The 11,445-nt window shown below is 65.3% G+C and carries 11 protein-coding genes; 7 read left to right on the forward strand and 4 right to left on the reverse strand.

Annotation, left to right across the window (positions count from 1 at the left end; translation table 11 throughout):
* Nucleotides 1-4: 4 nt before the first annotated feature.
* Nucleotides 5-340, reverse strand: coding sequence for a co-regulatory protein PtrA N-terminal domain-containing protein (locus UB43_RS00395; RefSeq protein WP_045207312.1), 336 nt, complete (start codon nucleotides 338-340; stop codon nucleotides 5-7).
* 309 nt (nucleotides 341-649) lie between these two features.
* Here UB43_RS00395 and UB43_RS00400 point away from each other — a divergent pair, with 309 nt between their 5' ends.
* A complete protein-coding gene (locus tag UB43_RS00400; protein WP_045207315.1) occupies nucleotides 650-1,318 on the forward strand; it encodes a TIGR04211 family SH3 domain-containing protein in 669 nt (222 codons plus the stop codon).
* Between the two features lie 4 nt (nucleotides 1,319-1,322).
* Here UB43_RS00400 and UB43_RS00405 read toward each other — a convergent pair whose 3' ends face one another.
* From UB43_RS00405 to UB43_RS00415, 3 genes are all read right to left on the reverse strand, one after another.
* Nucleotides 1,323-1,793 carry a GNAT family N-acetyltransferase gene (locus UB43_RS00405; protein ID WP_256204863.1) on the reverse strand — a complete coding sequence of 157 codons (471 nt, stop codon included), beginning with the start codon at nucleotides 1,791-1,793 and terminating at the stop codon, nucleotides 1,323-1,325.
* On the reverse strand, nucleotides 1,790-2,332 hold the full coding sequence (locus UB43_RS00410) for a DUF4124 domain-containing protein (protein WP_045207317.1): 543 nt from the start codon (nucleotides 2,330-2,332) through the stop codon (nucleotides 1,790-1,792). The genes UB43_RS00405 and UB43_RS00410 overlap by 4 nt, the downstream gene beginning before the upstream one ends.
* A gap of 166 nt (nucleotides 2,333-2,498) precedes the next feature.
* A complete protein-coding gene (locus UB43_RS00415) occupies nucleotides 2,499-3,419 on the reverse strand; it encodes a LysR family transcriptional regulator (protein ID WP_045207320.1) in 921 nt (306 codons plus the stop codon).
* Nucleotides 3,420-3,729: 310 nt separating this feature from the next.
* On the opposite strand from UB43_RS00415, the gene UB43_RS00420 reads away from it, so the two are divergent.
* The 6 genes from UB43_RS00420 (at nucleotide 3,730) to UB43_RS00445 (ending at nucleotide 11,404) form a co-directional block, all read left to right on the forward strand.
* A complete protein-coding gene (locus UB43_RS00420) occupies nucleotides 3,730-6,099 on the forward strand; it encodes a TonB-dependent receptor (RefSeq protein WP_045207323.1) in 2,370 nt (789 codons plus the stop codon).
* A 56-nt stretch (nucleotides 6,100-6,155) separates the two neighbouring features.
* Nucleotides 6,156-7,061, forward strand: coding sequence for a TauD/TfdA family dioxygenase (locus UB43_RS00425; RefSeq protein WP_045207325.1), 906 nt, complete (start codon nucleotides 6,156-6,158; stop codon nucleotides 7,059-7,061).
* Between the two features lie 203 nt (nucleotides 7,062-7,264).
* Nucleotides 7,265-8,155, forward strand: a complete 891-nt coding sequence (locus UB43_RS00430) for a TauD/TfdA family dioxygenase (protein WP_045207328.1) — start codon at nucleotides 7,265-7,267, stop codon at nucleotides 8,153-8,155.
* Between the two features lie 247 nt (nucleotides 8,156-8,402).
* Complete coding sequence (locus UB43_RS00435) at nucleotides 8,403-9,152, forward strand: GntR family transcriptional regulator (protein WP_045207330.1); 750 nt, start codon at nucleotides 8,403-8,405, stop codon at nucleotides 9,150-9,152.
* The gene (locus UB43_RS00440) at nucleotides 9,149-10,900 is read left to right on the forward strand and encodes a fumarate reductase/succinate dehydrogenase flavoprotein subunit (RefSeq protein ID WP_045207331.1); all 1,752 of its coding nucleotides are present in this window, start codon (nucleotides 9,149-9,151) and stop codon (nucleotides 10,898-10,900) included. The genes UB43_RS00435 and UB43_RS00440 overlap by 4 nt, the downstream gene beginning before the upstream one ends.
* A 258-nt stretch (nucleotides 10,901-11,158) precedes the next feature.
* Nucleotides 11,159-11,404 carry a ferredoxin family protein gene (locus UB43_RS00445; protein ID WP_024767017.1) on the forward strand — a complete coding sequence of 82 codons (246 nt, stop codon included), beginning with the start codon at nucleotides 11,159-11,161 and terminating at the stop codon, nucleotides 11,402-11,404.
* Nucleotides 11,405-11,445 lie beyond the last annotated feature (41 nt).

Consider the following 11,445-nt stretch of genomic DNA (forward strand, 5'->3'; position numbering starts at 1 on the left):
TGAATCATCGGGTGGCGCGGCAGGCGACGCGTTCGGTGCGGTACTCGATGGCCTGCTCGTCACCGAAGGAGTCCTTGTAGCGCAGCTGCACCGGCACCACACCGCAGTCGGTGCTCATCGGCGTCACCGCCACGACTTCGGCGATGTCCAGGTTCATCCCGTAGGTGTACTGCTTCGCCTCGGCGATCTGCGTCGGCGAGGGTGCGTTCTGGTAAGCCTGCATGACCTGCTGGCGGGCCTGTTCCATGCGGGCGAAAGTGATATCGCCGCCACCGTCGGCCAGGGCCAGGGAGGAAGTGCCGAGCAGCGTAGCGGTCAGGAAGATGCGGGAGAGTTTCATGGCAGTCACCTCAGGGGGGTTGAAAGTGATTCCACCTTAAAAGGCCGCCGCTAACGGGAAGCTGAGGCAAGGATGACGATTCGGTTATCCGGCGCACGGGCTGCCCAGGCAGTGCAGGCATTTTCCCACCACTCATCCGTGCAATTTCCTACCGGTGAACTCTCGGCGTCCGTCGACTGTCTGTGTGCTGTCGGCCCCCCGGGTGGGTTTCCTGGCCATTGGCCACCCGGCTAGTTCTCAATAAGTTGCCCGGCCGACGTTTTCGCTCCCGCAAGGCGGGGTTCGTTCCAAGTCATGTGAAGATTGCCCATGTCCCTATCGCGTCGCTTCCCCGCCCGAGTTTCTCCCCTCCAGACCCGCGCCCTCGGTGCCTGCCTGTTCGCCAGCCTGCTGGCCGCAGGCGCTCCGGCACAGGCCGAGGAGCCCGCCAGCAACTCGCGCTGGGTGAACGACAGTCTGAGCACCTATGTGCGCAGCGGCCCCACCGACGGCTACCGCATCGTCGGCACCCTGACCTCCGGGCAGAAAGTCCAGCTGGTCAGCACCTCCGGCGACTACAGCCAGGTGCGCAGCGACAGCGGCAGCACGGTGTGGATCGCCAGCAAGGACCTGCAGGAGAAGCCCGGCCAGGCCGAGCGCCTGCCCTCGCTGGAACAGAAGGTCACCGAGCTGACCACCCAGCTGCAGACCATCGACGACTCCTGGAAGAACCGCGTGCAAGGCATGCAGGAAACCCTGGATGCGCGCAAGAAGCTCATCGACGAGCTGCAGGCCGCGCGCAGCGCCCTGGACGCCGAGCTGAACCAGGCGCGCTCGCAGCTGCGTGATACCCAGGCGCAACTGGGCGACGAGAACAAGCAGGTGCTGATGCGCTACATGGCCTACGGCGGCAGCATCGCCGGCGCCGGCCTGCTCGCCGGCCTGATCCTGCCGACCATGCTGCGTGTGCGCCGCAAGCGCAGCACCGAGTGGGTCTGACGCTTCAGTCGATGCACAATTCGTACTGCCGATAGCCCAGGGCGTCGCTGCCCTGCGGTTCGAACCCGGCGCGTTCGTACAGACGCCGCGCCGGGTTGTCGGGGCGAACGCTGAGCTTGAGTCGCGTGTAGCCTTCCTGCCGGGCATCGGCGATGTAGCGTTGCAGCAGCGCCGCACCGACGCCCTTTCCCCGCCACGCCAAGCTGACGCCCAGGGTGCAGAGCTCCGCGCTGCCCCCTTCGGGCAACCAGAGACTGTAGCCAACGCTCTCGCCTTCAGACTCGGCGATGGTCAGGCGCTCGGAGTGCTCCAGCCAACGCGCCAGGTGCCGGTCGAAATCTTCTCGCCAACGCTCCTCGTGGGTGGGTTCCCACTGGCGGATATAGGCCTCTTCGCCGCGCTGGACGTAGGGGACATCGGTAATGCGGGCGGGGCGGAACGTAAGCTCGGGGCCCTGCCGGTACTCGATCTTCACCGTGCGATGCTTCCTTGTCCGAGGTTGGAGGCGTCCTGAACGGGAGGCTTCTGGCTTTCGAGCATCTCCAGCTTGCGGATCAGCATGTTCCGGTAGTCGGACATCTCCTGAATCCGGCTGCCGTAGTCTGCTCTGACGCCGTTCATGTCCGAAACAATGCTGTTTTCCCAGACTGCGCCCGCCAGGTTGTTGTTGGCGCGACTGCGCTCGTATTGCAACCACTGGAGGCGCTCGTCGCGCGCCTCGATCAGTTCGTCGATGGCAATGCCTGCGTCCCTGATGGCATTGCGCAGGCGAGTCAGTTCCCTGACGTACTGCATCTGCAGCGTAGCGTTGACCACCGACTGATTGGCCGACTTCTGCCGTTCGATGTCCACTGGGGTCGGCTTCCAGATCCGCGGTTTGACCTCGGTGACTGCGTCACCGCACGGAACCTGGGAGAACGTCTGGCGACCATCGACGGTACAGGTGAATATCTCGGCCTGCGCAGTGTTGAAACCCAGCGCGGCCAGCAGGACCACGGCGAATGGGAAGCGCATGATGCAATGCTCCTGACCACTCCATTGGTATGCCTGTAAACAGGCCCCTTGGGATTGCCATCAGATTGACATGCACTGCCTGAGCGAGTTCTTTGGCGCTCTGTAAAGGTTCGGTAAATCCCCCTGGCGCTTGTCTGCCAGGGGTCACGTCACGGGAGGCCCGGCCTCACGCCACCTCGCTCTCCACGCCCGCATCCAGGTCGACCAGCAGTTCGATCATCGCCCGCGCCGCTGCCGAGAGGCGGTCGCCGCTGCGGGTGACGATGCCGCAACGGGCCTGGAGGATGTCGACGTTGTTGGGCAGGTTGCGGAAGTGCAGGCGCACCAGTTCGCCGCGCGCCATCGGCTCGCTCAGCGCCTCTTCCACGGCGATGCCGATGGCGTCGGTCTGGCTGACGATACGCACCAGCGAGGCCATGTCCTCGCACTGCACGTTGGTGGTGATGTCGATCTTGCCGCTGAGGTTGGCGAGCATCTTCCGCGCGCTGGGCGGGATCAGCGTGGCCGCCAGCGGGTAGGCGAACATGTCGTTGGTGGAGAGGCTCTCCTTGGCCAGCAGCGGGTGCCCGTCGCGGCAGAAGAACAGGCCGCTGCGTGGTTTCAGCGCGCGGGTCTGGAAGTTCGGGTCGGCCTCGAAATGGCGGATGTCGGCGACGAAGAACTCGATCTCCTCGCGGCTCAGGCTGCGCGCCAGGCGCTCCCAGTTGTCCACGCCGAACTGGATGTGGATGCGCGGGTAGCGCTGGACGAAACGTGACACCGCATCGGACACCAGCTTCTGCGCCGGCGCCGGCCCGCTGCCGAAGCGCAGCTCACCCGAGTCCAGCTTGTTCAGCCGGGCCACCGCGTGGCTCAGGTTATTGGCGCCCTGCACCAGGCTCAGCGCGTGCTGCAGCACCACCTGGCCCTCGGGGGTCGGGCGCAGGTCCTTGCTGCCACGGTCCACCAGGCGGCAGCCCAGCTCCTGCTCCAGGCCCTGGATGCTGCGGCTGAACGCCGGCTGGGTGATGCCCATGGCGTCCGCGGCGCGAACGAAGCTGCGGTGTTCGTTGAGGGCGATGAAGTAGCGGAGTTGGCGCAGATCCATGATGCATTTCCGGCATTGAAAATAGTGGGCAAAGGCATTTGCCGCTCGTTATGCGCTGGTTTTAAATGCAAGCTCTTATTCCGTCAATGAAGAATAAAACAAACATCTATTCTTTTATGAACTAAGAATATAGCTCAGACCAGGAGTCGCCCGATGCCAGCCCTGCACCTCCTTTCCTCGCGAATGTGCCTGTCCCGCTGTCGCTGACAGCCAAAGCCGCACCCACCCACAACGAAAAACGTCGTTCGCCACTTTTGCGTGGCGCGGCCCCGTTTTGCCCGCGTACTGCGTGCAGAGACAAGGACACAGCATGACTTCGAGACAATCACCCTTCCCCTTCAAGCCCCACCGGCTGCGCTACGCCATTGTCCTGCTGGCGCTGGGCGGCGCCCTGCCGGTGCTCGCCGAGGAGGCCGAGGACGCCACCACCGGCGGTGACACCAGCAAGCCCGTCAGCTCCGCGCCGGCCAAGGCCGATGCCACCCTGGGCAAGGTCACCGTCACCGCCCGCCGCCGCGAGGAGGATTCGCAGAAGGTGCCCACGCCGATCACCGTGGTCGGCGGCGAAACCCTGGAAACCCAGCGCGTCTACAAGGTGCAGGACCTGCAGCAGATCCTGCCCAGCGTGAACGTCGCCTTCATCCATGCGCGGCAGTCGAGCATCGCCGTGCGCGGCATCGGCAACAACCCGGCCAGCGACGGCCTGGAAGGCAGCGCCGGGGTCTACCTGGACAACGTCTATCTCGGTCGCCCGGGCATGGCGGTATTCGACCTGCTGGACATCGAGCAACTCGAACTGCTGCGCGGCCCGCAGGGCACGCTGTTCGGCAAGAACACCACGGCCGGCGTGCTGAACATCAGCACCCGCGCGCCGACCTTCACCCCCGAGCGCAGCGTCGAGGTTTCCGGCGGCCAGGATGGCTACTTCCAGGGCAAGGGCACCGTCTCCGGCGCGCTGACCGACACCCTGGCCGGGCGCGTCTCGGCCTACCGCACCCGCGACGACGGCTACATCAAGAACGTCCATGACGACAACACCCTGAACGGCGGCGAGCGCCAGGGCATCCGTGGGCAACTGCTGTTCAAGCCCAACGAAGACTTCGACCTGCGCTGGATCAACGACTACAACGAGGAGGATTCGAGCAACGGCAGCATGGTGGTGTACGGCGCCGCCGACCGCTTCTGGCAGCGTGCCGCCGCGGTCGGCGCCTCGCCGATCCGCGATCCCGACCGGCACAAGGTCAACATCAACAGCCGCCAGCACGTCAGCGTGCACCAGGGCGGCAGCTCGGTGGAGGCCAACTGGAACCTCAACGGCGGCTACAAGCTGACCTCCATCAGCGCCTATCGCTACTGGCACTTCACCCCGGCCAACGACGAGCAGCTCAACGTCTCGGCGATCAACAACACCGGCGTGGAAGTCCACGACCGCCAGTTCTCCCAGGAAATCCGCCTGGCCTCGCCCACCGGCGGCTTCTTCGACTACGTGCTGGGCGCCTATGCGTTCAACCAGAACCTGGGCAACAAGACCTTCACCGACTACGGCCCGCTGGCCGACCCGTACCTGCTGGGGGCGAACCTCAACGCCCTGAACAACACCTACTCCAAGGCCAACGGCAAGATCGAGACCGACAGCTTTGCGCTGTTCGCCCAGGGCACCTGGCACCTCACCGACAAGCTGGACTTCACCGCCGGCCTGCGCGGCACCTACGAGGAGAAGGACGCCAAGGTCGAGCGCTTCGCCCCGGTCGGCGGTGCGCCGGTTAGTGGCGTCGGCGCAGTGGTCCGCAACAACCAGCTGGGCGCCTACGACTCCGGCGACCTCAGCCTCTACAGCTTCGCGCCCTCGGCGCTGCTGAGCCTGAGCTACCAGTTCACCGATGACCTGCTCGGCTACGCCTCGATGTCCCACGGCGAGAAGTCCGGGGGCGTGAACCTGGCCGTGGCCAGTGCGCCAACGGCCGGCGCCGACTCCCTGCTGGTCGGCCCGGAGCGCGCCAACGATGCCGAACTGGGGATCAAGACCACCCTGTTCGACAACCGCCTGCAGCTCAACACCAACATTTTCTGGACCGGCATCCACGGCTACCAGGCGACCACGCTGTACCAGCCGCCGGGCTCGACCCAGCTGGTCTCGGTGCTCTCCAACGCCGGCAGCGTGCGCTCGCGCGGGCTGGAATTCGAGGCCACCGCGCTGCCCATTCGCGGCCTGACGCTGAACGTCAACGGCTCCTACAACGACGTCACCTACCTGTCGTTCAAGGACGCCCCGTGCCCGGCGGAAATCTCCACCCAGCCCGGCGCGCCCGCCACCTGCGACCTCACCGGGCAACGCGTGGTCGGCGCCTCGAAATGGATCGCCAACCTCAATGGCGAATACGCCTGGAACCTCGACGACGGCATCCGCCCGTACGTGACCGGCAGCTACTCCTACCGCTCCGAGGCCGAGGGCACGCTGGACAACTCCGACCTCTCGAAGATCGACGGCTACGGCCTGGCGAACTTCTCCGTCGGCCTGCGCAAGGACCTCGGCGACGGCCAGCTGGACGCTTCCGTCTGGCTGAAGAACGCCTTCGACAAGGACTACTACCTGGCCGCCTTCGCCAGCATCAACGGCTCCTACACCGCCTCGGTGGGGCAGCCGCGGACCCTGGGCGCGTCGGTTCGCTACGACTTCTGATCCCCATCCGCCGCGTCTTTGGCGCGGCGCTATTGCCACAGCAAGAGGACGATGAGATGAGCACTGCAGCACAAGCCATTCAGCAAGACCTGGCACACCTGGACATCCACCCGGTGGCCGGCCGCATCGGCGCGGAAATTCGCGGCGTGACCCTTTCCGGTGATCTCGACGCCGCCACCATCGAGGCCATCCAGGCGGCGCTGGTGCAGCACAAAGTGATCTTCTTCCGTGGCCAGACCCAGCTCGACGACCAGGGCCAGGAAGCCTTCGCCAAGCTGCTCGGCGAGCCGGTGGCGCACCCCACCGTGCCGGTTCAGGAAGGCACCCATTACCTGCTGGAGCTGGATGGCGCCCAGGGTCGCCGCGCCAACTCCTGGCACACCGACGTGACCTTCGTCGACGCCTATCCCAAGGCGTCGATCCTGCGCAACGTGGTGGCACCGGAATCCGGCGGCGATACCGTCTGGGCCAACACCGCCACCGCCTACGACGACCTGACGCCGGAGCTGAAGGCGCTGGCCGACTCGCTCTGGGCCGTGCACAGCAACGAATACGACTACGCCGGCATCCGCCCGAACTTCGACCCGGCGCGCCTGGAGGAATACCGCAAGGTGTTCACCTCCACCGTCTACGAGACCGAGCACCCGGTGGTGCGCGTGCATCCCATCAGTGGCGAGAAGACGCTGCTGCTCGGGCACTTCGTCAAGCGCCTGAAGGGCCTCTCGCAGCACGACTCGGCGCACCTGTTCGCCGTGCTGCAGAGCCACGTCACCCGCCTGGAAAACACTGTGCGCTGGCGCTGGCAGCCGGGCGACGTGGCCATCTGGGACAACCGCGCGACGCAGCACTACGCCGTCGACGACTACGGCACCCAGCCGCGCATCGTGCGCCGCGTGACGCTCAGCGGCGAAGTGCCGGTGGGTATCGACGGGCAGCGTAGTCGGACGATCAAGAAGGTTTGAACCTTAACGCCAAAATCTGAAAGCCCCTCTCCCTAACCCTCTCCCTGAAGGGAGAGGGGACTGGGTAGGCGTGAAGTGCAGTCATGACTTCCTCCTGACACCGAAGTGCCAGGACAACCCAACAGGCACGCCTCATTCGAATACTCCCTCTCCCTTCAGGGAGAGGGTTGGGGAGAGGGAATCCCCTACTCAGGACCATACCGATGACCCAATCCAACGCCGTACAACAATCCACCCCCGAACCCTTCGCCATCGTCCCCCTCGACGCTCCGCTGGGCGCCGAAGTACGCGGCCTCGACGCCCGCGAGCCGCTGACGCCGGAACAGATCCTGGCGATCAAGCAGGCCCACCGCGAGCACCACATCCTGATCTTCAAGGACCAGCAACTCGACGACCCGCAGTACCTGCGCTTCGCCACCCTGTTCGGCGCGGTGTTCCAGCCGCCGGCGGACATTCCGGTCTTGTCCTCAGGCGCCGACGGCAAGGCGCCGGACATCGTCAAGGTGGCCAACACCGAGGACGGCGAGCTGGGCAACTTCGCCCTGCCGGCCCACGTCGACCACCAATGGACGCCGGTACCCTCATCCGGCTCCTTCCTCTATGCGCTGGAAGTACCGAACAGCGGCGGAGAAACCCAGTTCACCAACCTCGCCCGCGCCTACGAGACGCTGGATGAAGCAACCCGCGCCGAGATCGACCCACTGCGCCTGATCAACTACAACCCCTTCATCCGCCTGAAGAGCGGCGGCTACAACGGCACCTTCGTGCGCTACCGCACCCCGGACATCGAGCCCATCCAGGGCACCGAACACCCGCTGGTGCGCACCCATCCGGAAAACGGCAAGCGCGTGCTGTTCCTCTCCGTGCACACCGAGGTGGAAATCCCCGGTGCCGATCCGGTGCAGGGTGCCGCGCTGGTGGAGAAGCTGCGCGAGCATCTGCAGAAACCCGAGCTGATCTACAGCCACAAATGGTCGGTGGGCGACATCGTCTGGTGGGACAACCAGGCCGTGCTGCATGGTCGCAACGCCTTCCCGGCCAGCGAGAAGCGTCGCCTGAAGCGCATCAGCCTGTCTGGCAGCCGGCCGTTCTGAGGTGATGTCCGCCCTATGGGGCGGAAATCTCCGCGCGAGGGCTTTTGACCCTGTAGGAGCGAGCTTGCTCGCGAACGGATTACCCGGGCGCTCTGGCCTCAGGCGGTTCGCGAGCAAGCTCGCTCCTACAAAAAACCTGAGATCGCCCTGCTGACGACGCTTTCTATGCTTATGCCAAATCGTTTCTTGTCCTGAATCAATTATTCCTTTTATAGTTTCGGTAACTCGTCATAACAAGTTATGAACTATGGCCGAACTACTCCCCCTCTCCCCCGTTCCCCTGTACAGCCAGCTCAAGGAAGTCCTGCGCACGCGCATCCTCGACGGCACCTATCCGCCGCTCAGCCGCATGCCGTCCGAGGCCGAGCTGGGCAAAGCCTTCGAGGTCAGCCGGATCACCGTGCGCCAGGCGCTGGGCGACCTGCAGAAGGAAGGGCTGATCTTCAAGATCCATGGCAAGGGCACCTTCGTCGCCAAGCCCAAGGCGTTCCAGAACGTCAGCACCCTGCAGGGCCTGGGTGAGTCCATGACCCAGCGCGGCTACGAGGTGATCAACCGCCTGAGCAGCTTCAAGACCGTGCCGGCCAATGCCCAGGTCGCCGCCCGCCTGCAAGTCGCCGAGGGCGAGAACGTGGTGCAGATCAAGCGCGCCCGCCTGGTCAACCGCGAGCTGGTGTCGCTGGAGATCACCTGGCTGCCCGAGGCCGTCGGCAAGCGCCTGGAGAAGGCCGACCTGGTCAGCCGCGACATCTTCCTGATCCTGGAAAACGACTGCGCCCTGCCCCTGGGCCATGCCGACCTGGCCATCGACGCCATCCTCGCCGACGCGGAACTCGCCCGCGCGCTGGAAGTGGAAGAAGGCTCGCCGGTGATGCGCATCGAGCGCCTGACCCACACCGCCGATGGCGCGCCGATGGACTACGAACACCTCTACTACCGCGGCGACGCCTTCCAGTACCGCCTGCGCATCGACCGCCACAAGGGACAGCACCAATGACCCAGTTCGACCTCTCCCAGATCCCCGAGGACAAGGAACTCGCCTACGACATCGTGGTGATCGGCGGCGGCACCGCCGGCCCCATGGCGGCGATCAAGGCCAAGGAAGCCAACCGCGAGCTGCGCGTGCTGCTGGTGGACAAGGCCAACGTCAAGCGCAGCGGCGCCATCAGCATGGGCATGGACGGGCTGAACAACGCCATCATCCCCGGCCACGCCACGCCCGAGCAGTACACCAAGGAAATCACCGTCGCCAACGACGGCATCGTCAACCAGGCGGCGGTCTACGCCTACGCCACCCACAGCTTCGAGACCCTGCAGCAGCTGGACCGCTGGGGCGTGAAGTTCGAGAAGGACGAAGTCGGCGACTACGCGGTGAAGAAGGTCCACCACATGGGCGCCTACGTGCTGCCCATGCCCGAGGGCCACGACATCAAGAAGGTACTGTACCGCCAGCTCAAGCGCGCGCGCATCGAGATCACCAACCGCCTGGTGGTCACCCGCCTGCTCATCGATGAAGAAGGCGCGGTCAACGGCCTGCTCGGCTTCGACTGCCGTACCGCGCAGTTCCAGGTGATCCGCGCCAAGGCCGTGGTCCTCGCCTGTGGCGCCGCCGGCCGCCTGGGCCTGCCCTCGTCGGGCTACCTGATGGGCACCTACGAGAACCCGACCAACGCCGGCGACGGCTACGCCATGGCCTACCACGCGGGTGCGGAACTCTCGAACCTGGAGTGCTTCCAGATCAACCCGCTGATCAAGGACTACAACGGCCCGGCCTGCGCCTACGTCACCGGCCCGCTGGGCGGCTACACCGCCAACAGCAAGGGCGAGCGCTTCATCGAGTGCGACTACTGGAGCGGCCAGATGATGTGGGAGTTCCACCAGGAACTCGAAGGCGGCAACGGCCCGGTGTTCCTCAAGCTCGACCACCTGGCCGAGGAAACCATCCAGACCATCGAGGAAATCCTCCACAGCAACGAACGCCCGAGCCGTGGCCAGTTCCACGCCAACCGTGGCACCGACTACCGCCAGCAGATGGTGGAGATGCACATCTCCGAGATCGGTTTCTGCTCCGGCCATTCGGCCTCGGGCGTGTGGGTCAACGAGAAGGCCGAGACCAGCGTCAAGGGCCTGTACTCGGCCGGCGACATGGCTGCGGTGCCGCACAACTACATGCTCGGCGCCTTCACCTACGGCTGGTTCGCCGGGGTCAATGCCGCGCAATACGTGGCCGGCCGCGAGTTCAGCGAGGTCGATGCCGCCCAGGTCGAACGCGAGCGTGAACGCGTCTTCGCCCCTTTGAAACGCGAGCACGGCCTGCCGCCCGCACAGGTGGAATACAAGCTGCGGCGCATGGTCAACGACTACCTGCAGCCGCCCAAGGTGACCAAGAAGATGGAGATCGGCCTGCAGCGCTTCGCCGAGATCGCCCGCGACCTCGACCAGCTCAAGGCCAACAACCCCCACGAGCTGATGCGCGCCATGGAAGTCAGCGTGATCCGCGACTGCGCCGAGATGGCCGCCCGCGCCTCGCTGTTCCGCACCGAGAGCCGCTGGGGCCTGTACCACCACCGCGTGGATTACCCGCAGCGCAACGACGCCGACTGGTTCTGCCATGTGCACCTGAAGAAGGGCGAGGACGGAGCGATGACCAGTTTCAAGAAGCCCATCGAGCCCTATGTGATCGCCCTGGATGAGGACGAGCAGCAGGCCTACGAGCGGTTGCGGGTGAAGAGCGAGGCGGCTTGAGCATTTCCGGCCGGCCATAAAGCCCCTCTCCCCCCGCCCCCTCCCGCCAGCGGTAGAGGGAGCTGTCCGGCGCGAGCGGCAACCGCGGAGTCACCTGGCGAGCACAGAAACATCCAACACTCCGAACGGCCCCCTCTCCCTTCAGGGAGAGGGTTGGGGAGAGGGAAACCCCGAGCACCAGTACCACCCCGGAAACACCGAACAGAATCAGCCCGCCGCCATGACGGCCGGCAAGCAACACGATGAGGACCGCGTGCAATGGCCTACCAACCCCAGGAAATCTTCTTCCGCTCCAGCGCCCCGGTGACGGTGGACGAGGACAAGTGCATCGCCGACAAGGGCTGCACCGTCTGCGTCGAGGTCTGCCCGATGGACCTGCTGGCGATCAACCCCGCCACCCAGAAGGCCTACATGGCCTTCGACGAATGCTGGTACTGCATGCCCTGCGAGAAGGACTGCCCGACCGGCGCGGTGCGCGTCGAGATTCCCTATCTCCTGCGTTGAACCACGCCCGAGGCTGTCTTTGTAGGAGCGCGCCATGCGCG

The sequence above is a fragment of the Pseudomonas sp. 21 genome, from assembly GCF_000955805.1.
Lineage (GTDB): Bacteria > Pseudomonadota > Gammaproteobacteria > Pseudomonadales > Pseudomonadaceae > Pseudomonas.

Excerpts from the sequence above, each read along its gene's own strand:
- UB43_RS00440 (WP_045207331.1), top strand. The coding sequence starts at position 9,149 with ATGACCCAGTTCGACCTCTCCCAGATCCCCGAGGACAAGGAACTCGCC.
- UB43_RS00400 (WP_045207315.1), top strand. The coding sequence starts at position 650 with ATGTCCCTATCGCGTCGCTTCCCCGCCCGAGTTTCTCCCCTCCAGACC.
- UB43_RS00445 (WP_024767017.1), top strand. The coding sequence starts at position 11,159 with ATGGCCTACCAACCCCAGGAAATCTTCTTCCGCTCCAGCGCCCCGGTG.
- UB43_RS00410 (WP_045207317.1), bottom strand. The coding sequence starts at position 2,332 with ATGCGCTTCCCATTCGCCGTGGTCCTGCTGGCCGCGCTGGGTTTCAAC.
- UB43_RS00420 (WP_045207323.1), top strand. The coding sequence starts at position 3,730 with ATGACTTCGAGACAATCACCCTTCCCCTTCAAGCCCCACCGGCTGCGC.
- UB43_RS00415 (WP_045207320.1), bottom strand. The coding sequence starts at position 3,419 with ATGGATCTGCGCCAACTCCGCTACTTCATCGCCCTCAACGAACACCGC.
- UB43_RS00425 (WP_045207325.1), top strand. The coding sequence starts at position 6,156 with ATGAGCACTGCAGCACAAGCCATTCAGCAAGACCTGGCACACCTGGAC.
- UB43_RS00435 (WP_045207330.1), top strand. The coding sequence starts at position 8,403 with ATGGCCGAACTACTCCCCCTCTCCCCCGTTCCCCTGTACAGCCAGCTC.
- UB43_RS00395 (WP_045207312.1), bottom strand. The coding sequence starts at position 340 with ATGAAACTCTCCCGCATCTTCCTGACCGCTACGCTGCTCGGCACTTCC.
- UB43_RS00430 (WP_045207328.1), top strand. The coding sequence starts at position 7,265 with ATGACCCAATCCAACGCCGTACAACAATCCACCCCCGAACCCTTCGCC.